Source organism: Pantoea sp. M_9 (genome assembly GCF_008631385.1).
Classification (GTDB): domain Bacteria; phylum Pseudomonadota; class Gammaproteobacteria; order Enterobacterales; family Enterobacteriaceae; genus Pantoea; species Pantoea eucrina.
The window spans coordinates 139,505-163,875 of record NZ_VWUF01000005.1 but is presented as its reverse complement, the minus strand read 5'-3'; the positions used below and the strand labels follow the sequence as shown (position 1 = coordinate 163,875).

At 58.2% G+C, this 24,371-nt stretch carries 20 protein-coding genes and 4 tRNA genes; 4 read left to right on the top strand and 20 right to left on the bottom strand.

What is annotated here, in order from left to right; all coding sequences use genetic code 11:
- Positions 1 to 51 precede the first annotated feature (51 nt).
- From uvrD to F3I15_RS10550, 7 genes are all read right to left on the bottom strand, one after another.
- A complete protein-coding gene (uvrD, locus tag F3I15_RS10580) occupies positions 52 to 2,214 on the bottom strand; it encodes a DNA helicase II (RefSeq protein ID WP_150017878.1) in 2,163 nt (720 codons plus the stop codon).
- Between the two features lie 166 nt (positions 2,215 to 2,380).
- A complete protein-coding gene (gene yigB, locus F3I15_RS10575) occupies positions 2,381 to 3,097 on the bottom strand; it encodes a 5-amino-6-(5-phospho-D-ribitylamino)uracil phosphatase YigB (RefSeq protein WP_150017877.1) in 717 nt (238 codons plus the stop codon).
- A complete protein-coding gene (gene xerC / locus F3I15_RS10570; protein WP_150017876.1) occupies positions 3,094 to 3,996 on the bottom strand; it encodes a tyrosine recombinase XerC in 903 nt (300 codons plus the stop codon). Before xerC ends, yigB begins: the two co-directional genes overlap by 4 nt.
- Complete coding sequence (locus F3I15_RS10565; RefSeq protein ID WP_150017875.1) at positions 3,993 to 4,697, bottom strand: DUF484 domain-containing protein; 705 nt, start codon at positions 4,695 to 4,697, stop codon at positions 3,993 to 3,995. Before F3I15_RS10565 ends, xerC begins: the two co-directional genes overlap by 4 nt.
- Complete coding sequence (dapF, locus tag F3I15_RS10560; protein ID WP_150017874.1) at positions 4,694 to 5,518, bottom strand: diaminopimelate epimerase; 825 nt, start codon at positions 5,516 to 5,518, stop codon at positions 4,694 to 4,696. The genes F3I15_RS10565 and dapF overlap by 4 nt, the downstream gene beginning before the upstream one ends.
- A 29-nt stretch (positions 5,519 to 5,547) precedes the next feature.
- Positions 5,548 to 5,751, bottom strand: coding sequence for a lipoprotein (locus F3I15_RS10555; RefSeq protein WP_039381747.1), 204 nt, complete (start codon positions 5,749 to 5,751; stop codon positions 5,548 to 5,550).
- A 112-nt stretch (positions 5,752 to 5,863) separates the two neighbouring features.
- The gene (locus F3I15_RS10550; RefSeq protein WP_150017873.1) at positions 5,864 to 8,422 is read right to left on the bottom strand and encodes a class I adenylate cyclase; all 2,559 of its coding nucleotides are present in this window, start codon (positions 8,420 to 8,422) and stop codon (positions 5,864 to 5,866) included.
- Positions 8,423 to 8,730: 308 nt separating this feature from the next.
- Between F3I15_RS10550 and hemC the strand changes: the two genes are divergently transcribed.
- Genes hemC through hemY form a run of 4 tightly spaced genes read left to right on the top strand, consistent with a single transcriptional unit; the run spans position 8,731 to position 12,762 of the window.
- Complete coding sequence (gene hemC, locus F3I15_RS10545) at positions 8,731 to 9,672, top strand: hydroxymethylbilane synthase (RefSeq protein WP_039385678.1); 942 nt, start codon at positions 8,731 to 8,733, stop codon at positions 9,670 to 9,672.
- Complete coding sequence (gene hemD / locus F3I15_RS10540; protein WP_150017872.1) at positions 9,669 to 10,409, top strand: uroporphyrinogen-III synthase; 741 nt, start codon at positions 9,669 to 9,671, stop codon at positions 10,407 to 10,409. Before hemC ends, hemD begins: the two co-directional genes overlap by 4 nt.
- Positions 10,410 to 10,432: 23 nt before the next feature.
- Positions 10,433 to 11,563 (top strand): uroporphyrinogen-III C-methyltransferase, encoded by a 1,131-nt coding sequence (gene hemX / locus F3I15_RS10535; protein ID WP_039381739.1) that lies wholly within the window; start codon positions 10,433 to 10,435, stop codon positions 11,561 to 11,563.
- A 2-nt stretch (positions 11,564 to 11,565) separates the two neighbouring features.
- A complete protein-coding gene (hemY, locus tag F3I15_RS10530; RefSeq protein WP_150017871.1) occupies positions 11,566 to 12,762 on the top strand; it encodes a protoheme IX biogenesis protein HemY in 1,197 nt (398 codons plus the stop codon).
- 1,528 nt (positions 12,763 to 14,290) lie between these two features.
- Here the strand turns inward: hemY and F3I15_RS10525 are convergent.
- From F3I15_RS10525 to wecC, 13 genes are all read right to left on the bottom strand, one after another.
- Positions 14,291 to 14,367: transfer RNA gene (locus tag F3I15_RS10525), tRNA-Pro, on the bottom strand.
- Positions 14,368 to 14,405: 38 nt separating this feature from the next.
- Positions 14,406 to 14,492, bottom strand: a tRNA-Leu gene (locus tag F3I15_RS10520).
- A 16-nt stretch (positions 14,493 to 14,508) separates the two neighbouring features.
- Positions 14,509 to 14,584, bottom strand: a tRNA-His gene (locus F3I15_RS10515).
- 90 nt (positions 14,585 to 14,674) lie between these two features.
- A tRNA-Arg gene (locus tag F3I15_RS10510) sits at positions 14,675 to 14,751 on the bottom strand.
- Between the two features lie 158 nt (positions 14,752 to 14,909).
- A complete protein-coding gene (gene wecG, locus F3I15_RS10505) occupies positions 14,910 to 15,644 on the bottom strand; it encodes a lipopolysaccharide N-acetylmannosaminouronosyltransferase (RefSeq protein WP_150017870.1) in 735 nt (244 codons plus the stop codon).
- A gap of 27 nt (positions 15,645 to 15,671) precedes the next feature.
- Positions 15,672 to 17,015, bottom strand: a complete 1,344-nt coding sequence (gene wzyE, locus F3I15_RS10500) for an ECA oligosaccharide polymerase (RefSeq protein WP_150017869.1) — start codon at positions 17,013 to 17,015, stop codon at positions 15,672 to 15,674.
- The gene (locus F3I15_RS10495; protein WP_150017868.1) at positions 17,012 to 18,082 is read right to left on the bottom strand and encodes a TDP-N-acetylfucosamine:lipid II N-acetylfucosaminyltransferase; all 1,071 of its coding nucleotides are present in this window, start codon (positions 18,080 to 18,082) and stop codon (positions 17,012 to 17,014) included. The genes wzyE and F3I15_RS10495 overlap by 4 nt, the downstream gene beginning before the upstream one ends.
- Complete coding sequence (gene wzxE, locus F3I15_RS10490; RefSeq protein ID WP_150017867.1) at positions 18,079 to 19,332, bottom strand: lipid III flippase WzxE; 1,254 nt, start codon at positions 19,330 to 19,332, stop codon at positions 18,079 to 18,081. The genes F3I15_RS10495 and wzxE overlap by 4 nt, the downstream gene beginning before the upstream one ends.
- Positions 19,332 to 20,462 carry a dTDP-4-amino-4,6-dideoxygalactose transaminase gene (rffA, locus tag F3I15_RS10485; RefSeq protein WP_108570101.1) on the bottom strand — a complete coding sequence of 377 codons (1,131 nt, stop codon included), beginning with the start codon at positions 20,460 to 20,462 and terminating at the stop codon, positions 19,332 to 19,334. The genes wzxE and rffA overlap by 1 nt, the downstream gene beginning before the upstream one ends.
- A complete protein-coding gene (gene rffC, locus F3I15_RS10480; protein ID WP_150017866.1) occupies positions 20,459 to 21,157 on the bottom strand; it encodes a dTDP-4-amino-4,6-dideoxy-D-galactose acyltransferase in 699 nt (232 codons plus the stop codon). Before rffC ends, rffA begins: the two co-directional genes overlap by 4 nt.
- Positions 21,135 to 22,016, bottom strand: a complete 882-nt coding sequence (gene rfbA / locus F3I15_RS10475; RefSeq protein WP_150017902.1) for a glucose-1-phosphate thymidylyltransferase RfbA — start codon at positions 22,014 to 22,016, stop codon at positions 21,135 to 21,137. Before rfbA ends, rffC begins: the two co-directional genes overlap by 23 nt.
- Positions 22,017 to 22,038: 22 nt before the next feature.
- Entirely contained in the window at positions 22,039 to 23,115 is a 1,077-nt protein-coding gene (gene rfbB / locus F3I15_RS10470; RefSeq protein ID WP_150017865.1) for a dTDP-glucose 4,6-dehydratase, read from the bottom strand.
- Positions 23,112 to 24,371 (bottom strand): UDP-N-acetyl-D-mannosamine dehydrogenase, encoded by a 1,260-nt coding sequence (gene wecC / locus F3I15_RS10465; RefSeq protein WP_150017864.1) that lies wholly within the window; start codon positions 24,369 to 24,371, stop codon positions 23,112 to 23,114. The genes rfbB and wecC overlap by 4 nt, the downstream gene beginning before the upstream one ends.

Below are 24,371 nucleotides of genomic sequence, written 5' to 3'. Positions count from 1 at the left end.
TGCGCGCATGTTACGCTGAGACGAAAAAGTCGTCAAGGTAGCGCAGCCGCGCTACATCGCCTCCAGCCGCGCATACGCGGCGACCAGCCACTTAATGCCCTGCCCCTGAAAGGCGACCTGCAGGCGACTGTGCTCGCCGCTGCCTTCCAGATTAATAATGGTGCCTTCGCCAAACTTCGCGTGGCGCACCCGCTGACCCAGGGTAAAGCCGCTGTCGCTTTTGCTGGTGGGCGTGCCCATGCGCTGATGGCTGACCGGACGGCTGACGCTGGCGCGCAGGCGCACTTCCTCCACGCACTCTTCCGGCAGTTCGCCAATAAAGCGCGACGGACGATGATAGACTTCCTTGCCGTAAAGCCGCCGCGTCTCGGCGTAGGTGAGCGTCAGCTTGACCATCGCCCGGGTGACGCCAACATAGGCCAGCCGCCGCTCCTCCTCCAGACGCCCGCCCTCATCCAGCGACATCTGGCTCGGGAACATGCCCTCTTCCATGCCAACAATAAAGACCTGCGTAAACTCCAGCCCTTTTGCCGAGTGCAGCGTCATCAGCTGTACGGCATCCTGCCATTTATCCGCCTGACCTTCGCCCGCTTCCAGCGCGGCGTGCGATAAAAACGCCTGCAGCGGCATCAGATCTTCATCTTCATCCTGATAGCTGAACTGGCGGGTGGCCGTGACCAGCTCCTCTAAGTTCTCAATACGCGCCTGGCCTTTTTCGCCTTTTTCCTGCTCATACATCAGCCACAGGCCGGAGTCTTTAATCACGCGATCGGTCTGCACATGCAGCGGCATCTCTGCGGTTTCATGCGCCAGCGCATCAACCAGTTCGCAGAAGCGCTGCAGTGCCGACGCCGCCCGGCCTGCCAGGGCGCGATTCTGCAGCAGTTCCCGCGTGGCCTGCCACAGCGTAAGCTGTTTTTCGCGCGCCGTCTGACGCACCACATCAAGCGTCCGATCGCCCACGCCGCGCGTCGGCGTATTGACCACGCGCTCAAACGCGGCGTCGTCGTTACGGTTGGCAATCAGGCGCAGATAGGCGAGCGCATCTTTGATCTCCTGACGTTCAAAGAAGCGCATACCGCCATAAATACGGTATGGCATGCTGGCCTGCAGCAGCGCCTCTTCCAGCACGCGCGACTGGGCGTTACTGCGATAGAGAATCGCGCAATCCTGCAGCGCATTACCGTTCTCATGCCAGGTTTTGATGCGGTTAACCACAAAGCGCGCTTCATCCAGCTCGTTAAACGCACAGTAGATTGAAATTTTTTCGCCGTCGCTGCCGTCGGTCCAGAGCTCTTTTCCGAGCCGTCCACTGTTGTTGGCGATCAGGGCGTTGGCGGATTTCAGGATATGGTTAGTGGAGCGGTAGTTCTGCTCAAGGCGGATCGTTTCCGCACCGGGAAAGTCCTGCAGGAAGCGCTGGATATTTTCGACCTGCGCGCCGCGCCAGCCGTAGATGGACTGATCGTCATCGCCGACAATAATTACCCGGCTGCTGTCGCCCGCCAGCATGCGGATCCACGCATACTGAATGTTGTTGGTGTCCTGAAACTCATCGACCAGGATATTGCTAAAGCGCTCGCGGTAGTGATTCAGGATCTGTGGCTTATGCAGCCACAGCTCATGCGCACGCAGCAGCAGCTCGGCAAAATCGACCAGGCCTGCACGATCGCACGCCTCCTGATAGGCCTGATAAATACGCAGCCACGTCTGCTCAACCGGATTGTTGTAGCTTTCGATATGTTTTGGCCGCAGACCCTCATCTTTCTTGCCGTTGATGTACCACATGCCCTGCCGCGCCGGCCACTGCTTCTCATCCAGATTCATTGACTTAATCAGACGCTTCAGCAGCCGCAGCTGATCTTCGCTGTCGAGGATCTGAAAATCCTGCGGCAGTCCGGCGTCCAGGTGGTGCGCCCGCAGCAGGCGATGCGCCAGGCCATGGAATGTGCCAATCCACATGCCGCCCTGCCCGCTGCCAATCAGCTGATCGATACGATGACGCATCTCAGCCGCCGCTTTATTGGTGAAGGTGACCGCCATGATGGAGTATGGCGAGCAGTTCTCCACCGACAGCAGCCAGGCGATGCGGTGCACCAGCACACGGGTTTTGCCGCTGCCTGCTCCGGCCAGCACCAGCAGATTGCTGCGCGGTGCGGCAACCGCCTCACGCTGTTTGTCATTCAAGCCGTCGAGCAGATCAGAAACGTCCATAAGCACCGTTTTAAAGAATAGAGTTGCGTACCCTGAGTCATTCGTCCTGCAGCGATGCTGCAGATCTCTGAATGGTCGCGCGCTTACGCAGGTAAGTCGCCAGAGTGAACCGGCACAGCCCGTAAAGCCGTGCGCCGGAGGATACGACTGGATAAATTTACAGCCATTATAGCAGTGAGGTCAGGGATGCCAACCGATGAATTTCAACGTGCGGCAGCAGACGGGCGTCATCAATCTGCATCAGATTGCCGCTGTTCAGATTGATCCAGCACGCCTGCAGGCCGGCGCGCAGCGCGCCTGCAACATCGGTGGTCAGGTCATCGCCAACGTGCAGGATCGCCTCCGGCGCAATAGCCAGCCGCTCCGCCGCGAGATGATACATATCCTGCCACGGCTTGGCGCGACCGTGCGGACCGGCGCGCAGCGTAAACTGAAAGTAGTGCTGAATGCCGAGCTTTTCCGGATCGGCATTGCCGTTGGTGATCGCCACCAGCGGTACGCGCTCGCCGAGCCAGCGCAGCGTCTGGTGCGTCTCTTCCGGCATCACAACCTGACTGCGCCAGTGGTGAAAGGTGCGCATCACCTCTCCTGCGCCCGCGGCAGCGTCGGCGGTCGGCAAACCAATATTCAGCAGCGCCAGTTCCACTGAGCGGCGGCGCCACTCTGAGACGTCGTGATAAATATCGGGCTCGCGCGCCAGCAGCTCATCACGCAGCTGCTGATAATCGGCCGGCGTGAATTCACGCAGCGCCGGGTGAAACGCCTGCAGCGCCGCATGCGTCTCCTGCGCGGTCTTGCGGATCACCGGGCGGTTGTCATACAGCGTATCATCCAGATCGAAGGTCAGCGCCTTAACCGGATGCAGGGAGCGGTAAAACTTCATTCTGATTTTCCTCGTTTGGCACGCGGATGCGCGGCATCGTAGACCGAGGCCAGATGCTGGAAATCGAGATGGGTGTAGATCTGTGTGGTCGAGAGATTGGCATGCCCGAGCAGCTCCTGCACCGCACGCAAGTCGCCGCTTGACTCCAGCAGGTGGGTGGCAAAAGAGTGGCGCAGCTTATGCGGATGAATATGGCTGGCCACGCCCTGCCTGATGCCCCACTCGGCAAACCGCTTCTGCACGTTGCGCGCAGAAATCCGGCTGCCGCGCGAAGAGACAAACAGCGCATCATCCTGCGGAGCAAAACTGTCGCGCAGCGCCAGCCAGTGCTGCAGCCAGGTCACCGCCGTTGCGCCAACCGGCACGCGCCGCTCTTTACTGCCTTTACCCAGCACCTGGACTTCACCCGACTCCGCATCAAGATCGCGGCAGTTGATCCCGACCAGCTCGCTGAGACGCAGGCCGCCGCCATACATGGTTTCAAGCATCGCGCGATCGCGCACCGCCAGCGGGTCATTAAGGTCAATCTCCAGCAGCTGCGTGACTTCATCCACGTCCATATTCTTTGGCAGATGGCGGGCGTTACGCGGCGTGGCGATACCTTTCGCCGGATTTGCGCTCAGCATGCCCTGGCTGACCTGCCAGTCAAGAAAGCTGCGCAGGGCAGACATACGCAGCGCCAGACTGCTCGCCTGCAGGCCATCGCGCCGGCTGCGCGCCGCCAGGCTGCGCACCTGCGCCGGCTCCAGCTTCGACCATTCGGTTAACTGCATGCTCTCCGCGAGCGCCACAAGCGCCAGCAGCTGGCGACGATAGTTTTTTTGCGTCAGCGGACTGAGCTGGCGTTCTACCTGCAGGTAGCGCAGAAAGGCGTCGACGGCGGGCAGCAGCGTACTCATACGCGCTCGATCCAGCGCGCCAGCAGCGCCGGCAGCATCTGGGCCAGGTGCTGCAGTAAGAGTGTCCCCATGCCAGCCTGATAGTGCTGATTGTCGCGGCTGCTGAAGATTATGACGCCCGCTTCACCCCGCTCGCCCAGCAGCGACATCGCAACCGAGCCGACGGCTTTCGCCTGCGGCAGCAGCAGCAAAAGCTCCGGTCCGTTCAGGCTGCCAAGATAGTGCTGCTGCTGACCAAAACGCTGGATACGCAGCGGCTCAAACGCCTGTCGCGCCAGACCCAGCTGGATAAAATCAGAGGGTGCGCCGAGGCGCCATTGATCGCTGAACAGCCGCACATTGGCGCCCGCCAGACCCAGCTCACGCGCCCAGCGCTGCAGGCGGTTCAGCATCTCCTGCAGGCTGTCAGCGGCGGCGAGATGTCCCTGCAGCGCCAGCAGGCGATCGAAGAGCTGATGATTGGCGTTGGCCTGCTCCATCAGCAGCGTGATCTCCTCTTCCAGCTGACGGATGTGGTTGCGCTGGCGCGCCATATGCCACTCTACCAGCGAGACGCTGCCGCGCACCGCGTGCGGCACCGCCATCTGTTCAACCTGACGTGCGTTGCGGATAAAGAAATCGGGGTTCTGCTGCAGATAAGCGCTGACGGCGCGATCGTTGAGCTGCACCGCGCTGTCAGTCTGCTCTTCCGGGTATTTCATAAATGGATAAATCCGTCATAAACGTGGGTGGCGGGTCCGGTCATATATAGTGGCTGTCCGGCCCCCTTCCAGGCGATATGCAGCGTGCCGCCTGGCAGGTCGACACGCACTTTTTCTGCCAGCAGCCCCTGCTGAATACCACAGGCTACGGCTGCACAGGCGCCGCTGCCGCACGCCTGCGTTTCGCCGGCTCCGCGCTCATAAACGCGCAGGCGTACGTGCTCACGGCTGACCACTTCCATAAAGCCGACGTTAACGCGTTCCGGGAAGCGCTCGTGACTCTCCAGCGCTGGCCCCAGCGTCTCAACGGCTGCAGTTGTCACGCTCTCAACCTGAATCACGCAGTGCGGATTACCCATTGAGACGGCACCAAACATTACGGTCTGCTCAGCGACGCGCTGCAGATAGAGATTCTCCGCCTTGTTAGCGCGCAGCGGCACGCGCTGCGGATCAAAGTCAGGCTCGCCCATATTGACCCGCACCAGCTCATCGCTGGTCACGCTCAGCACCATACGTCCGGTTTGGGTACTGACGCGAATATCATTTTTATTGGTCAGCCCTTTGAGGCGCACAAAGCGGGCGAAACAGCGCGCGCCGTTGCCACACTGCGCCACTTCACTGCCGTCAGCGTTAAATATGCGATAGTGAAAGTCGAGATCCGGATCGTAGGGTGGTTCTACGATCAGCAGCTGATCAAAGCCGATCCCCAGATGCCGATCCGCCAGGCGGCGAATCAATTCCGGCGAAAAAAAGACGTTTTGTGTCACTGCATCCACGACCATAAAGTCGTTGCCGAGACCGTGCATTTTCGAGAACTGCATTTTCTGCTCCGCCGGATTACTCATTAAATTTAGTTTGACTGTACGCCTGATGAGCTGCCGGTGACCAGGCCTCCGGTATCCGCCTGCTGAGCGGCCTGCTGCTGCTGTTCTGTCGGCTTGTCGTTCTGCTGCGGCTTATCCGCGGGCGGGAAGTATAACGGGCCCTTCAGGCCGCAGCCTGCCAGGCTGACCAGCATCAGCGCCATGCCCAACTGGCTTATGACTCGTCTCATTTTATCTGCTCATATTGTCCAATTCTCAGCTGCTTATCATCGCAGCTGATGGTGTAAAAGCAACAGGAAATATCGGACAGAGTGGCCGCGCAGGCTGGCTGAAAACCCGCGATCAGTGCACCTGATAACGCGGCATAAAATCGGTGTTGTCGTTATCCGGTGGGGTCGAACAGAGCTGCGTCAGGGTCTGACTGCGGAACGGGATCACCTGAAAACGGTCGCCGGTGTTCACGATTTGATAAAACTGCGGCAGATTGAAATTGATAAAGCTTGAGCCGTAGGTAAAGCGATCGTGTGACGAGGAGTAGAAACGGCTGACGTCGCGCACCAGCTCCTCTTTGCTGCCTTCGCAGTGGTGGTAAATCTCCACACGATTACTTTCATCGAGAATATAGATATTGAATCCGCGATCGTCGCTGGTGTCTTCAAAAAAGAACTGAATAATGCCTTCGCTGGCGTAGCCGTTTACCACCGGCGGCAGCGGAGTCTGATTCGATTCGACCTTGATCGATAATCCATGCAGCTTGTTGTTGGAAATTGCGCCGTAAAACTCTACCGCGTTTTCCAGCTTCTGCACCGAGACGCTCATGCGTTCAAAGAAGAGTCCCCACGTCTGTCCTGCAACGCGAATCGCTTTAAAGCGGCCCGGCTCCTGCCGCGTACTCGACAGGCGCAGCTCAATGCACTCAGATACCAGCTGCTGTACCCGCGTGCGGATCAGGCCACGCAGATGCTGGCTGTAGCAAAATACCTCAACCGTATCGGGCGGCGCCGCATCCTGATGCATCTTGCCCAGAATGGTTTTCAGCGCGTCAATCATCGCCTGTTCACCGCTGAAATGCAGGGTGCGTACTTCATTCCATGAGTTGCGATAGAGCAGATCGACGCTGCCAATCAGACACTGCTGCTGCTGACCAAAGCTGAAGACATCCAGCTTGCGGAAATCAAAGTGCACCACCTGGTTGCGGAATGCCGCGGTGGGATCGTGCTCAAGATTGACAATGATCGCCAGATGGCGGATTTCGCACGGGCTGTAGAGCGCTTTTGGCGTAGGCGCCGGCAGGCGCAGCGGAAAGTGGCCGGAGACATCGCTGACCAGCTCCTGCAGACGCGCCAGGTCGCACAGCTCGTTACCTTTAATGTGCAGACGCGTTTTCTGCGTCAGTAATCCGTTGAACCATGCCCACGCCACCAGCTTGTTCAGGTAGCGGTTATATTCCAGCGGCTGATGGCTGATAATCGAACTCATATCCGGCGACTGATTATAGAGATACCAGCCAGGCCGGTTCGCGCGCCCGGCGGGCACGTGGATAAAGGTCAGATTCTCTTCTGACAGATCGGGGGATATTTGCGGGTTAACCAGCGTGACTTTACCCGGCAGCGCTTCAAAAGCGGCATACAGTTTACGCGTCAGTACGCCGATATCCTGCGGGCTGGCACTGACGCTTAAATTGTTCCGGCGCGCAAAGCGGATAAGATTACGATAGCTCTGCATCATCGCATCCAGCAGCTCATTATGCGCCTCGCGCACGCGCTCGATCTTCCACTCCGCCCGATTATCCAGAACGGCGAGTTTCTCATCGTCCCAGCCCCAGGCTTTTACCAGCTGCAGCAGGATTTCGCGCCGCCAGCCGTTGCGGGCGTGCTGATCGTCTCCGGAAAGCTTCTCGCACACTTTCAGATAGAAACAGCGCCGCACCAGGTCGAGGCGGGCGTGATCTTCCACACTGGTCAGATAGCGCGTAACCCGCTCCAGCATCATGCAGTAGGGATCCAGCCCGAAACTGACGATCTCACCTTCATGCAGGCGCTGTCTGATATCCATCGCCAGCAGCTGTGTATTGGGATACTCCCAGCTGTACGCTTCCAGCAGCAGCGTTTTCAGCACCGCTTTATAGGGGGAGTCGATACTTTTATAGAGCTGCCACAGGCTGGCGCCAAAATACTCTTCTGCCGAGAGCGTACCGAGGCCGCCTAAATCGAGCCATTCGTTTGGGGTCAGTACGCCCTGTGAATAGAGCGACATGACGTAATCGTCATAGTGATGCTCTTCCTCATTCGGCACCATATTCCACAGAATACGCTTACCCGCCATGCGCACTGCCGTACGGTAGAACTCATCGAGCAGCAAAATATGCTGGGTCGATCCACAATCCTCACCGCCGAGGCTGCCGCTCTCGTTATGGCGAAAACGGTTTTCATCAATCAGGAAAAAGCTGACTTCCACACCCATTGACACACACCACTTCTGTAACAGCGTACACTTACGCTGCAGGGCCAGACGCTCTTCGTTATCAAGCCAGGAGTGGTGGCAGACCCAGATATCCAGATCGGATGCGCTGTTCTGTCCGACTGACGAGGTGCTGCCCATTGAGTAGATAGCGGTAATTGGCCGTTCGCCCCCGGCCGCTGGCGTCAGGTCTGCCGCCGCTTTGCCGGTGACGGTATGCAGCAGCTGCTGTTGCTGTTCATCAGGCGTGAAGAAGCAGACGCCGTGTGGAACGTTACCTTCGAGGTAACCCGGCATCAGAGGATGATGATAGTGCAATAATGTTGGCAGCAGACTGTAGACGTGCTGGAAAGCAGGCCCCATGGCAGCCAGCGCGCGATCTACACGCAGCTGGTTAATCGCATCCAGTCTCTGTTTAAGTGTCTCAATGTAGAGGTACAAGACGTTTCGCCTGATTGTCCCAGTGTTAAGCACCCTGCTTCCAGCGTCTGCCATTTTAATAATGAGGTATGCAGGCAAATTATTGCTGGAAACGTGATCAATCTAACACCAGAAGGATTGACCGTAAAGAAAGTTGCGCTACATGACAGTTTAGCATCTGCCACAGAGCAACCCGCTTTTTTTGCGCCACGCCTGCTGAGGTGTGGCGAGCCACAGATGAATAGTGCGGCCTTTTCAATCCGTTGAAACTGACAGCATTCCCCTATCGATGATAGGATAATCGATGAACGATCAAAATGGTTAACGGTATGTTAAACAAAATTTTCAGAATTGCTACCCGTCAAAGTCCTCTCGCACTCTGGCAGGCACAATATGTTCAGCAGCGCCTGATGGCAGCCCATCCGGGCCTGCAGGTAGAGCTGGTGCCGATGGTGACCAAAGGCGATGTTATTCTCGATACCCCGCTGGCAAAAGTGGGCGGCAAGGGTTTGTTCGTAAAAGAACTGGAACAGGCCATGCTGGAGAATCGCGCCGATCTGGCGGTGCATTCCATGAAAGATGTGCCGGTTAACTTTCCGGAAGGCCTGGGTCTGGTGACTATCTGCGAGCGTGAAGATCCACGCGACGCCTTTGTCTCTAATCACTATAACGCTATCGATGAGCTGCCTCAGGGTGCCGTAGTCGGCACCTCCAGCCTGCGCCGCCAGTGTCAACTGAGCGCACGCCGGCCTGACCTGGTTATCCGTTCGCTGCGCGGCAATGTCGGCACCCGTCTCGGCAAGCTTGATGCGGGTGAATATGATGCCATTATTCTGGCCGCTGCCGGTCTGAAACGCCTTGGGCTGGAAGATCGCATTCGTCAGGCGCTGCCTGCAGAGCTTTCACTGCCCGCCGTGGGACAGGGTGCCGTAGGCATTGAGTGCCGGCTTGATGACAGCGCATTAATCACGCTGCTGCAGGCGCTGAACCACAGTGAAACAGCAGTGTGCGTACGGGCTGAGCGCGCCATGAATACCCGGCTTGAGGGTGGATGTCAGGTGCCGATCGGCAGTTTTGCCGTACTGGAAGATGACCAGCTCTGGCTGCGCGGTCTGGTCGGTGCGCCCGACGGCAGCCAGATGGTAACCGGTGAGCGCCGTGGCCCGCGTGAGCAGGCGGAGCAGATGGGCATTTCGCTGGCTGAAGAGCTGCTGAATAAAGGCGCGCGCGAAATTCTGCATGAGGTTTATCAGGGGCAGCCACCGGTATGACTATCCTCGTGACCCGTCCGGAACCGGCTGCCAGCGAGCTGGTTGCGCGCCTGCGCAGCCTGGGCAAGCTGGCGTGGGCGTTTCCGCTAATTGAATTTACGCCGGGTCGCGATTTAGCACAGTTACCACAACAGCTGACGGCGCTGCGGCCAGGCGATCTGGTGTTTCTGCTGTCACAGCAGGTAGTGAATTTCGCCCATCCGGCGCTGCAGCACAGCCAGACAGCCTGGCCCGCTGCCGCTGACTACTATGCGATTGGCCGCTCAACCGCGCTGGCGCTGCATACCGTCACAAATCTCAAAGTAGACTATCCTCATGCGCGGGAGACCAGCGAAGAGCTGGTTCGCCTGCAGCGCCTGCAGCAGGTCAGCGGCAAGCGCGCGCTGATCCTGCGCGGCAGTCCCGGTCGGGAATTATTAGCTGAAACTCTCATCGAACGTGGCGCAGAAGTGCAATACTGTGAGTGCTATCAGCGCAATGAGAAGCACTACGACGGCGCTATTGAGGGCCGGCGCTGGCGCGACCGCGGGATCACCACGCTGGTGGTAACCAGCGGTGAAATGTTAAAACAACTCCATGCACTGTTTCCGCCAATCGATCGGCGGGAGTGGTTACTGCACTGTCGACTGGTGGTCGTCAGTGAACGTTTGGCTACCCAGGCCGTTGAAGCGGGCTGGCAGGAGATAGACGTAGCCGATGGTGCCGATAACGACGCGCTGCTGCGTGCGTTACGCTGAACTTAACAATGGGATGAGCCACAATGACGGAACACAAAGCTTCCTCCGCCATGGTTGAAGAAACTACCCCAGCGGACACTTCCCCGACGCCAGAAAACCAGCCACCACGCGAAAAACAGCGCGATGGCCGGGTATTAAGCGCCGTGGCAATTGTGATTGCGCTGGCGATTGGCGCAGGCCTTTACCTCAACGGGAAACATCAGGCCGATGTACAGGCTCAGACTAACCAGCAGCTCAGTGAGCAGCTCAGCGCGCTGCAGCAGCAGCTTGGCAGCGACAAACGCCAGCTGACGCAGCAGCTGACTGACGCGGGCACTGCCCTGCAGGAAGCGCGCACTAAGCAGGATAACAGTGCAAAAGAGCTGGAGACGCTGCGCGAAAAAGTCGCCACTATTTCCGGTAATGATACCCGCACCTGGCTGCTGGCACAGGCTGACTATCTGGTCAAACTGGCGGGCCGCAAACTCTGGAGCGATCAGGATGTCACCACGGCCGCTGCTCTGCTGAAAAGTGCCGATACCAGTCTGGCTGAGATGAACGATCCCAGCATGACCAATGTCCGCCGGGCGCTGACGCAGGATATCAGCTCACTTTCGGCCGTCAGCCAGGTCGACTACGACGGCATTATTCTCAAACTGAATCAGCTCTCTAATGGTGTAGACAATCTGCGCCTGGCGGACAACGATAACGACGATGCGCCCATGGATAGCGACGGTGGCGAACTCTCCGGCTCGCTGCACGAATGGCGGCAGAATCTGGTGAAGAGCTGGCATAACTTTATGGATGATTTCATTACCATCCGCCGCCGCGATAATACCGCTCAGCCGCTTCTGGCGCCTAATCAGGACGTCTATCTGCGTGAGAATATCCGCTCCCGTCTGCTGGTTGCTGCGCAGGCGGTGCCGCGTCATCAGGAGGAGATTTATAAGCAGTCGCTGGATGCGGTATCGAGCTGGGTACGCGCCTGGTATGACACTAACGATGCGGCGACCCGGGCGTTTCTTGCACAGCTGGATGAGCTGAGCCAGCAGACTATCTCAATGGACGTGCCGGATTCGCTGGAGAGTCAGCCGCTGCTGGAAAAACTGATGCAAACGCGCGTGCGCAATCTGCTGGCGCAGCCATCGGTTGCGGCTGAACAACAGGGAGGCTGACCATGCTAAAAGTACTGGTACTTTTCCTGCTGTTGCTGGCTGGCGTCGTGCTGGGCCCGATGGTCGCCGGGCATCAGGGTTATGTGCTGATCCAGACGGATAACTGGAATATTGAGACCAGCGTGACGGGGCTGGGGATTATCCTGGTCCTGAGCCTGCTGGTGATTCTGCTGGCAGAATGGATCCTGCGCCGTCTGTTCCGCACCGGCGTCCGTACGCGCGGCTGGTTCACCGGCCGCAAACGTCGCAGCGCGCAGCGTCACACGCAGCATGCGCTGATGAAGCTGGCTGAAGGTGACTATCAGCAGGCCGAGAAGCTGCTGGCGAAGAATGCCGATCACGCCGATCAGCCGGTAGCAAACTATCTGCTTGCGGCCGAAGCGGCACAGCAGCGCGGCGATGAAATCCGCGCTAATCAGCATCTGGAACGCGCCTCTGAACTGGCAGATAACAATACTATCCCGGTAGAGATCACCCGGGTCCGGCTGCAGCTGGCGCGCAATGAAGATCATGCGGCGCGTCACGGTGTCGACCGTCTGCTGGAGGTTGCGCCGCGCCATCCGGAGGTGCTGCGTCTGGCGGAGCAGGCCTATATTCGCACCGGTGCCTGGAGTGCCCTGCTGGATATTCTGCCCGCGATGCAAAAAGCCAAAGTTAACGATGATGCGCAGCGTCATGCGCTGCAGCAGCAGGCGTGGCTGGGCCTGATGAATCAGGCGATGGCCGATCAGGGTAGTGAGGGCCTGAAGCGCTGGTGGCAGAGTCAAAGCCGCAAGACGCGTCAGGAGACTGCGCTGCAGGTCGCCATGAGTGAGCATCTGATCGAGTGCAACGATCCCGACACGGCTCAGGATATCGTGCTGGACGGTCTGAAAAAGCAGTATGACGATCGGCTGGTGCTGCTGATGCCGCGCATTAAAAGCGGCAACCCTGATGCGCTGGAGAAAGCGCTGCGTCAGCAGATCAAACAGCATGGCGCAACGCCGCTGCTGCACAGTACGCTGGGGCAGCTGCTGATGCGCCACGGCGAATGGCAGCAGGCCGCCGATGCGTTTGAACAGGCGCTGGCGCAGCGTCCTGATGCGTTTGACTATGCCTGGCTGGCGGACGTCTACGATCGCCTGCAGCGTCCGGAGGATGCGGCCAGCATGCGCCGCGAGGGTCTGCTGATGACGCTGAAGAACAATCCGGCAACCTGATTTATGCTTGTTGTTTGTCTGCCGGGCTTGTCCCGGCTTTTTTTTGCCTGAACCGTGCCATCCCGCCGCAAACAGATAAAAAAACACCTGCCAAAAGCAGGTGTAAGATCAGGTCGTAAGACAACTGATGGTATCCGACTCAACGTAATGTCCGTCTAACTACAGTAGCGCACAGCGTTACTGCCAGGCTGGACAACGGATACCGTAAGGGGCTCTGCATCATTCCCAGGTTTATGTCGCCAGGGCGGACATAAGAGGTGGAATGAGCATCTACGACAGAAAGTATTGCACAAGATGTGCCAAAATGGCATTTTTCTTAAAAAACTTTTAGGGTTCAGGAAGTTAACGCTGCTGTTCTTCTATCTGAAAAGCGGGATGCCGCAGGCAGTATGCCACTGCGGTCATTTCTGTCGCAAAACCACGACAAATAGATCTCTTGCGGAATAAAGATAATATTATCAATTAGTTATTTGTCGCAAAAATACGACAATAACTGCAGGGGTCGCATTGCGGGTTCAAACCAGGGCGCCATAAATGGCGCCCCTGCGAAATTGTAGGGGTCGCATTTATGCGACCCTGGCCGCAGATCGTATCGCGGATTACGTCATTACGTATCGCACCCGCCCTTAACCAGGGCGCCATAAATGGTGCCCCTGCGAAATTGTAGGGGTCGCATTTATGCGACCCTGGCCGCAGATCGTATCGCGGGCTACGTCATTACGTATTGCATCCGCCTTTAACCAGGGCGCCATAAATGGCGCCCCTACGGTTTTGTGGGGCCGCAGATCGTATCGCGGGTTACGTCATTACGTATCGCACTCGCCTTTAACCAGGGCGCCATAAATGGCGCCCTTACGGTTTTTTTGGGGCCGCAGATCGTATCGCGGGTTACGTCATTACGTATCNCTACGGTTTTGTGGGGCCGCAGATCGTATCGCGGGTTACGTCATTACGTATCGCACTCGCCTTTAACCAGGGCGCCATAAATGGCGCCCTTACGGTTTTTTTGGGGCCGCAGATCGTATCGCGGGTTACGTCATTACGTATCAAATCCGCCTTTAACCAGGGCGCCATAAATGGCGCCCCTACGAAATTGTAGGGGTCGCATTTATGCGATCCTGGCCGCGATCGTATCGCGGATTACGTCATTACGTATCGCACCCGCCTTTAACCAGGGCGCCATAAATGGCGCCCCTACGGTTTTGTGGAGGCCGCAGATCGTATCGCGGGTTACGTCATTACGTATCGAATCCGCCTTTAACCAGGGCGCCATAAATGGCGCCCCTACGGTTTTGTGGNGGCCGCAGATCGTATCGCGGGTTACGTCATTACGTATCGAATCCGCCTTTAACCAGGGCGCCATAAATGGCGCCCCTACGGTTTTGTGGAGGCCGCAGATCGTATCGCGTATTTTCAGGGTTCGCAGATCGTGTCGCGTGTTTTCTGTAGGGGTCGCATTTATGCGGCCCTGGCCACAGATTACACGCAAACGAAAAAAGCCTGCTTTTTCAAGCAGGCTTTTCGAATATGGTCGGCGAGAGAGGATTCGAACCTCCGACCCACTGGTCCCAAACCAGTTGCGCTACCAAGCTGCGCTACTCGCCGATTTTTTACTTCTTTACTTCTGTTACTAAAATTCTGCCTGGTGCGAAGAGAGGGACTTGAACCCTCACGTCCGTAAGAACACTAACACCTGAAGCTAGCGCGTCTACCAATTCCGCCACCTTCGCATGTCCCAGCAAAATCTGGGGTGGCTAATGGGACTCGAACCCACGACAACTGGAATCACAATCCAGGGCTCTACCAACTGAGCTATAGCCACCATAATTCTGGTGCGTAAGCTGTCACGCTTACTATTCACTGCATAACGCGGTTAAAACAAACCACCGAAGCTCTTGCGCCTGAAAGAAAATGGCGCGCCCGACAGGATTCGAACCTGAGACCTCTGCCTCCGGAGGGCAGCGCTCTATCCAGCTGAGCTACGGGCGCGTAGCGCCGTTGCGGATGGGCATACTACGTATTTGGCTTCACCCTGTCCAGTGCTTTTTAAAGAAAAAAACGCGTTTGGTTATGCTTTGTGCATTCCGTCGATAAATAGCGCAATTTCATGCTTATAAGCTAAAAAATCGCTGGATTAATCAGCAGCCTCAGAGATCGCCCCGCCAGTGGTAGCGCAAATATTTCAGCAGCTTTAACTGCCGGCGCCAGCGTGAAGGCTGCCGGATCAGCCGATAGAGCCACTCCAGCCCCAGACGCTGCCAGAGACGTGGTGCACGGGTAACGTTGCCGGTGAAAACATCATACGTGCCGCCCACCCCCATATAGAGTGCGTCGGGCCAGTGCTGGCGGCAGTCACGCATCAGAAGCTCCTGACGTGGTGAGCCCTGCGCTACGGTAACGATTTTTGCGCCGCTCGCAGCGATACGTGCAAACAGCGCCTCGCGGTCAGCCGGGGCAAAATAGCCGTTCTGGCTGCCAACAATATTTACGTTCCACTGACGCTGCAGTTTGTCGCAGGTCTCCTGCAGTACCTGCTCGCGGCCGCCAATTAAAAATACCGGGATCCCGGTGCGTCCGGCGCGCTCCATCAGCGCCTCCCACAGATCGGCACCGGCAATGCGGCTAACCTGCAGCTGCGGATACTTTTTGCGCAGCGAGCGGACAATACTGATGCCATCCGGATATTTAAACTCAGCTTCGCTAATCAGAGCGCGCAGCTGCGCATCTTCTTCCAGCGTCAGCATCTTTTCAGCATTGATGGCAATCAGCGTACCGCAACGGGGCGTATTGTCAGGCAGCAGAAAGCTGACAAAGCTCTCCATATCGTTAAACGCGTGCAGATCAACGCCGCGTATCGCGTAATGCGGCTCAGTGGTCTTCATGGTTTTCATCTTCCGTTTGCCCGGTGATCAGGAGGAACCGCGCAGCGCCTGAACACGACGCGGACGAATAAGCCCTGCGCGCGCCAGCAGCCAGCTGAGCAGCTTTGCCAGGCCTGTACAGGCGGCAAAAATGATGCAGAAAAACACCACGCGCGAGCCGAATGCGTCCAGCCCCTCGCGAGCGAGAACGATCATGTTAAACACCGCGCCGAAACAGAAACTCTGCAGCACCGCGCCGCTATAGCGGTTGTCGCTGTCACGTCCCTGCGTATAAAGCGCGTCAAAGCCTTTCATCAGGAGACCCACCGCGACCGCACCCAGTGGAATAAACAGCACGCCACCCATGATCAGCAGCGAACCGATCAGCGTCGGCGAAATGGCCAGGCCGGAGTGGTTATTCAGCACTTCCCAGGTAAAGTAGTTAGCGCTGTTCAGGATCGCAGAGGGGCGATCGGGCCACAGCCAGCCCGGAATAAAGACATAAAAGTCGCGCCAGAGCGGCGCCAGCCCCTGAAAGTCGATTTTGTCATAGTTCTGCAGCAGCAGCGCCAGGTTCTCCCACGGCGAGAACGTATCCCGCGTCAGGTAGAGAAACGTATAAAAGGCCTCTGCCCCGGCCACATCCAGGTTGTAGCGCCGCAGCGCCAGCCAGAACATACCGCAGATCGCCATCGCGCCTGCCCCTGCCAGCATCCAGAGCGTGATCCAGCCGCGCGTAATACCGATGAACAGAAACAGCGCAAAAGCGATGATGATGTTTGCGCGCGTACCGCCCACCAGCGCATAGGTCAGCAAGCCAAACGCCACCGTCACCAGCAGAAACAGCAGCCACTGCCGCTGTGTCGGATGCAGAAAATAGCGGATTAGCATCGCCGGAATAAAGAAATAGAAGAAGCGCTTGAGCGCCACGCCAGAAACCTCACTCGAGAAAATCTGGTTATAGGCGGAAAGCCGGAACAGCAGCAGCCCGTTATGCATGAAAAACACGGTCACCGTGCCAATCGCCACCAGCGCCAGCAGCAGGCAGGTGAGATGCGTCTCCACCCGATCCATAACCAGCCACGGCTTGCGCGACGCGGCGCTGGCCGGTCGCAGCCGGACTTTATAACTGACGTAATAAACAGCGTAGAAGCTGGTGGCTGCCAGCAGCGCCTGCAGCAGAAAGGCTGGCGGTACCACGGCCACATCAAAGCGGAACACCAGTATGCTGGTCAGCGGAAAACCAAAGTAGAAGGTCAGCAGAAACAGCAGCGTAAAGAAGAGATGAAAGTTAAAGCGCACGCGCCTGAACTCACGCCAGGTGAGCGTCAGGATAAAGCCCAGCGAGCAGAGATAAACCACCAGCAGACCACTAAACTGCAGCAGACTCATGATGCACTTCCTTCACTCAGGCTGAGCGCATGGCGCCAGCCGGCAAGATAGCCCGGCGCAAAAAAAGCGATGGCCGGCTTGTCACACGCCGTCAGCTGGCGCTGCGCTTCCGCGATGCGGCTGGCATCAAGTTCATCACAGCTGAACAGCACCGGAACACCCTGCTCGCTGAGATCGCGCCAGAACGGATTTTTACGGTTCAGCACAAAGGGAATGTTAGCCTGAATCAGCAAACAGAGCGTGCCAATCCCCTGCTGCCGCTCAAACATAAAATAGCCAAGCTGGCAGCGTCTGAGCAGCTGCAGGTAGGCTGGAAAATCGAGCCTGTCGCGGATCAGCGTAACCTGCCCGGCCGGAAACAGACGCTGCGCCGCCGCATCGATCTCATCGATATAGGCATAGTTGTTGGCCGGGTAGCCAAGCGGGACCAGCACGCTGACCTGCTCGCCAAACTGCCGGCGTATCGCCTGTAATCCTTCAATGTGCCGGTTGCTGCGATCGCCGGAGTTACCCAGCAGGATCGTCAGCGCACCCTCCGATGCCGTGGCTGCCGGCAGCGCAATATCAGGCATGCGCGTCGGAAAATAGAGCAGCGACGCCGGCACCTGCGGATGCCGCTGCTGATAAAAAAAGAGATCGCCGCGCGTAGCAAATACCTGAGCCACACGCCCCTGTGCGATGCGGCGCAGCAGATAGAACAGACGATATTTCAGCCCGGCGCCCTCTTCATACAGGTCAGCTCCCCAGACATGCCAGAACGCCTGATGGCGGCGGATCTTTCCACTGAGCAGCGCCAGCCAGATACGCGGGTTAAACTGTCCGTGAAAGAAAAAGCGCTGAGAGCGATCGGCGGCGCGCGCTATCATCGCCTGCGCCAGCGCGGCTTTAGTGGCGAAAGTTTCGATCTGCAGCTGGCTACAGGCGGGCAGCGAGCCAGGCGCAGCAACCACCATAAAGCGGCGCGGCGCGGCGGCAGGCAATTCAGTGCCCATCACGTCATTAAAGAAACGCAGCACCGTCTGATTGTGATGCGGGATATCAGATCCCAGCACATGAAATAACGTCATTTTGTCCGGCAATAAATCAGGAAAGCGCCACAGCAAAGGGCAAAATAGAGTATATAGGTCGCCATATACGCCTGCGCTGCGCCAGCCGCGCCGTGAAGCGGGATCAGCCAGCGCGAAAACAGCGTCAGCAAAGCAAACTGGCTGATCTCGGTGAGAATATAGAAGCGCAGCGACGCTTTGGCGATCACCAGATATCCGAAAACATAGGCGCCGACTTTAAAGAGATCGCCACATAACTGCCAGATAAAAAGATCGCGCATGCCGCTAAACTGCGGGGAAAACAGCAGCCAGATCGCCATGTCGCGCAGCAGCCAGACAGCGAAACTGGCGGCCGCCACCGCCGGCAGTACAAACCGCAGCGCGCGGCCTATCTCCCGTGCAATCTGCTGCTTATCCTCCAGGCGTGCCAGCGTCGGCAGCAGCCAGACGCTGAAAGTGGCGGTAATAAACTGCAGATAGGCGTCAGAGATCGTCGTCACGCCCTGCCATAATCCCACCTGCGCCCAGCCCTGCTGTTCCGCCAGCAGATTACGCATCATCACCCACGCAACCGGCAGCGTGATCGACGTCATCAGCGCCATCAGCGTATACTTTGCCAGATTGCGTGCCCGTTCCGGTTGCCATACCGGTCTGAGCCAGCGCAGCGGCAGCACCGCACGATGGCGCCGCAGCATAATCAGCGCCGGTACTACCAGCAGCGCCGGAACCAGCGCCAGTCCCGCCAGCGCTCCCTGATAACCGCCCAGCCACCAGCAAATAATATAACCGGCCACGCCTGTCAGGCTGCCGGTTATCAGCGCCAGGGCATTACCGCGCGCATCGCGAAAGCCTTTCAGCAGCGCCAGCGCCAGGTTTGCCCAGGCGATGCCAAACTGCAGAAACGCCACGATGCGCACCACGCTCTGGTAGTGCTCATGCCCAAACAGCACCCGGCTGACCGGTGCCGCGCCCAGCAGCAGACCGGCGGCCAGCAGCGCCGAGAAGCCCAGCACCATCGCAGAGGCCGTGCCGGTCAGCGCCCGCAGCTGCGCAGGTTCATGCTGCAGCTGCGCCACGCTGGCGGTCACGCCATTAAAAATGCCTGCGCCGGCCAGTACGCCGAGCACGGTGATCAGCTGCCGGAAGTTACCCGCCTGCCCGACGCCTTCCGGACCGAAACTCAGCGCCAGCAGCTTTATCACCAGCAGGCCAGCCGCAATTTTTACCAGCGTGGAGGCCGCGGTCCAGACCGATGCTTTTGCCAGCGACATCAGGCAAAGTAGCTCAGCAGAGAGCTAATCACGGTACGCTGATTGTTATCTGACAGGTTATAGAACAGCGGCAGGCGCAGCAGGCGCTCGCTGTCGCGCGTGGTGACGCGATCTTCACCGTGGAAGCGGCCAAACCGCTCACCGGCAGGCGACGTATGCAGCGGAATATAGTGAAATACCGTGAGGATTTCCGCTTCTTTCATCCAGCGTATCAGCGCTTCGCGATCGCCACTGTCGCGCAGTTTCAGATAGAACATATGCGCGTTATGACGGCAGCTATCCGGCACTGCCGGCAGCGCGATCCGCCCCTGAGCCGCCAGCGGCTGCAGCGCATCGTAGTAGCGCTGCCACAGTCGCAGTCGCTGCTGATTAATGGTCTGTGCCGCTTCCAGCTGCGCCCAGAGATAGGCTGCCTGCAGATCGGCCATCAGGTAGCTTGAGCCGATATCGCGCCAGGTATATTTATCCACCTGACCACGGAAAAACTGACTGCGGTTGGTGCCTTTTTCCCGGATAATTTCAGCACGCTCGGTGAGCGCCGCATCATTTATCAGCGTCGCGCCGCCTTCACCTCCGGCGGTGTAATTTTTCGTTTCGTGAAAGCTAAAGCAGCCGATGTGCCCGATGGTGCCAAGCGCGCGGCCTTTATACTGTGACATGACGCCCTGTGCGGCATCTTCGATGACATAAAGCTGATGCTTTGCGGCCAGCGCCATAATGGTGTCCATTTCACACGCCACGCCCGCATAGTGTACCGGTACGATAGCGCGCGTTTTCGGCGTGATCGCAGCCTCAATCAGTGTCTCATCGATGTTCATCGTATCCGGGCGCACGTCAACAAAGACAATGGTGGCGCCGCGCAGCACAAACGCGTTTGCGGTGGAGACAAAGGTATAGCTCGGCATGATCACTTCATCACCGGGCTCGATGTTGATCAGCAGCGCGGCCATCTCCAGCGAGGCGGTGCAGGAGGGCGTCAGCAGCACTTTTTTACTGCCAAAATGCTGCTCCATCCACTGCTGGCAGCGCCGGGTAAAGCCGCCGTCACCGCACAGCTTGCCGCTGGCCATCGCCGACTGCATATAGTCTGTTTCAGTGCCCACCACAGGGGGCGCGTTAAAAGGGATCATGATGCTTTCCTGTAAAACCAGTAGGCGGTGCTTTCCAGCCGGGCACCGCAGCGTAAATAGAGGCGCATCGCTGCAAGATTGCTGAGCTGCGTGGCAACGCGCAGCTGCGCCAGCTGGCGCACCCGGCCCCAGTCAGCCGCAGCCAGCAGCAGACGCTGGCCGGTTCCCTGCGACCGGGCGTCAGGCAGCACCGCCAGCAGTCCGATACGCACATCGCCGTTCACTTCTCGCAGGGAGACAAAGCCCTGCAGGCTGCCCTGTTCATCGCAGGCGATCAGGCACTGGTGATCAAAGGTGCCGCGCACCGCGTTTTCAATCCACTGCGCATAAAACCGGCCGCTGTCGGCCGCGTCAAACCAGGGTGCACGAAACCGGCTCTGGCTGAAGGCTTCTGCGGCGGCGGCACGCAGCGCCGGGATTTGCGCCTCACGCGCAATTCGTATGCCGGGCTGACGCGCCGTCTGCGTCAGCGGTAATGTCAGATCGGCTTCTCCCTCAACCAGCTGAAAGCCGTGCTGGCAGACCGCATCAATCGCCGCGGTCTGCTCTGCGGGAACTTTTATCTGCAGCAGTCCCGTCGCCTGCTGCAGCGCCTGAGGCAACGTCAGCTCACCCTGCAGCGTCAGGCGCGCCGTGGGCTGATGAAAGAACTCACTCTCCCACTCAAGGGGATCAATACTGACGCGGACGGGCATGTAAAATATCCAGCAGATACCGGCCGTAGCCGGTTTTGGTTAACGCCTCGCCTGCCGCCTGTAGCTGAGCATCGCTCAGCCAGCCGTTGCGCCAGGCAATCTCTTCCAGGCAGGCTATCTTGAATCCCTGCCGCTTTTCTACCGTCTGCACAAAGACGCTGGCCTCAACCAGGCTGTCATGCGTGCCGGTATCCAGCCAGGCGAACCCGCGCCCCAGCAGCTCAACAGAGAGTGAGCCCGCCTCCAGGTACATCTGGTTAATCGCCGTAATTTCCAGCTCACCGCGCGCCGAGGGCTGGACGCGCTTGGCAAACTCCACCACGCGGCGATCGTAAAAATAGAGTCCGGTCACCGCCCAGCGCGATTTTGGCTGCGCCGGCTTCTCTTCAATTGAAAGCGCATTAAACGCCTCATCAAATTCCACCACGCCGAACCGCTCGGGATCCATCACCTGGTAAGCGAAGAGCGTCGCGCCTTCCGTCCGGGCAGCCACTTTCTTCAGTTTCGGACTAAAACCCTGACCAAAGTAGAGATTGTCGCCCAGCACCAGACAGCAGTGGTCGTCACCAATAAACGATTCACCAATAATAAACGCCTGCGCCAGTCCATCCGGGCTTGGCTGTTCAGCATAGGAAAGCCGGACACCAAACTCACTGCCATCCCCCAGCAGTCGCTCAAAGTGCGCCCGGTCCTCAGGCGTGGTAATGATTAACACATCGCGGATGCCTGCCAGCATCAGCACTGAAAGGGGATAATAGATCATCGGCTTGTCATACACCGGCAGCAGCTGCTTGGAAATTGCGCGGGTAACCGGATGCAGGCGCGTGCCTGAACCACCCGCCAGAATAATACCTTTCATCATTGCTCCTTCTGGCTCTGCTTCAGCGCGATGCGTTTAAGCCGAGGCGTTCAGCGCGATAGCTGCCGTTGAGAATAGCCTGCCACCACTGCGGGTTGGCCAGATACCACTCCACCGTTTTACGTATGCCGCTCTCGAAGGTTTCCTGTGGGGTCCAGCCCAGCTCGCGGGCAATTTTGCTGGCATCGATGGCGTAACGCAGATCGTGTCCGGGACGGTCGGTGACAAAGGCGATCAGCTCGCGGTAGCTGTTAATTGCCGCAGGACGTTGCCCGGCGGCAAGCTCATCCAGCAGATCGCACAGGGCGTGCACTACCTCAAGGTTACGTCGCTCATTATGCCCGCCAATATTGTAGGTCTCTCCTGCTTTGCCGTGACTGACAACGGTATAGAGCGCACGCGCATGATCTTCCACATAGAGCCAGTCGCGGATCTGGCTGCCGTTGCCATAGACCGGCAGCGCCTTGCCCGCCAGCGCATTGATGATAGTCAGCGGGATCAGCTTTTCCGGAAAATGGCACGGGCCATAATTATTGGAGCAGTTGGTAACGATCACCGGCAGTCCGTACGTTCGCATCCAGGCACGCATCAGATGATCGCTGCTGGCTTTTGATGCGGAGTAGGGGCTGCTCGGCGCATAAGGCGTGGTTTCGGTGAAAAAATCATCCGTACCGTGCAGATCGCCAAAGACTTCGTCTGTGGAAATATGGTGCAGCAGGAAGCCCGCTTTGCGCGTGCTCTCCATCGCCTGCCAGTAGTGGCGTACCGCTTCCAGCAGATGATAAGTGCCGACAATGTTGGTTTCGATAAAGGCGAATGGCCCATCAATCGAGCGGTCAACGTGGCTTTCTGCTGCCAGATGCATTACGCAGTCGGGCTGATAGTGCGCCAGCACCCGATCAAGCGCCGGCCGGTTACAGATATCAACCTGTTCAAAGGCAAAACGCGGATGCTGCTGCACGCCAGCCAGCGACGCCAGATTGCCGGCGTAGCTTAGCTTGTCCACCACCACGACCTGATGCTCCGTGCTTTCAATCAGAAAGCGCACCAGCGCTGAGCCTATAAATCCCGCGCCGCCGGTGATCAGAAAGCGTTTCATCGCCATACCCCTTTGGTATCGACAATCCACGGCTGGGTAATCTGCGCAGCGTCAATGGCCCGGAACTGTGCATGATCGACCAGCATCACCAGAATGTCAGCCTGCTGCAGCGCCTGCTCCACGGTTACCAGCGAGGCGTCCTGCGCCAGCCGGTCAGGAATCGTTGTAACGTGCGGCTCGACAACCCAGGTTTCTCCGCTGTGCCACGCCGCAATGCGCTGCGCGACCACCATCGCCGGGCTCTCACGCAGATCGTCGATATCGGGCTTAAACGCCAGCCCGAAACAGGCAATAGCGATCTCGCTGGCGCGCTTATCGCTCTGCGTCGCGCACTCCGCCAGCGCCTGTTTTACCTGCTCCAGTACCCAGCCTGGTTTGGCATCATTCACTTCACGCGCGGTACGGATCAGCCGCGCCTGCTGCGGGTTCTGCGCCACGATAAACCACGGGTCGACGGCAATACAGTGTCCGCCCACGCCCGGTCCGGGCTGCAGAATATTGACGCGCGGATGCCGGTTCGCCAGCGCAATCAGCTCCCAGACGTTGATCTTCTGATCGGCGCAGATCAGCGACAGCTCATTAGCAAAGGCGATATTGACATCGCGGAAGCTGTTTTCCGTCAGCTTGCACATCTCCGCCGTACGCGCGTTGGTTTCAACGCAGGCTCCGCGCAGGAAAATACGATACAGCTCGCTGGCCCGTGCCGAACAGGCGGGCGTCATGCCGCCAATCACGCGATCGTTCTCCAGCAGTTCGGTCATCACCTTGCCGGGCAGCACCCGCTCCGGACAGTAGGCGATAAAGATGTCGCTCTCGCCATCATGCTGAGGGAAGCGCAGATCGGGACGCGCCTCGGCCAGCCATTCCGCCATCTGCTCTGTAGCGCCGACTGGCGAAGTTGATTCCAGAATTACCAGATCGCCTGTTTTCAGCACCGGTGCCAGCGACAGCGCGGCCGCGCGGACAAAGCTCAGGTCTGGCTGATGATCGTTCATAAAGGGCGTGGGGACAGCGATCAGAAACGCATCTGCCGGTTCTGCCGTCGTGGTGGCGCGCAGCAGCCCCTGCTGCACCGCCTGACGGACCACCTCGCCGAGATCGGGCTCCACAATATGGATTTCACCCCGGTTGATGGTTTCAACGGCGCGCAGATTGACATCCACGCCTACGACCTGCTTTCCCCTTGAAGCGAAAACGGCTGCCGTTGGCAGCCCGATGTAACCCAGTCCGATTACGGAAATGGTATTAAAAGACAT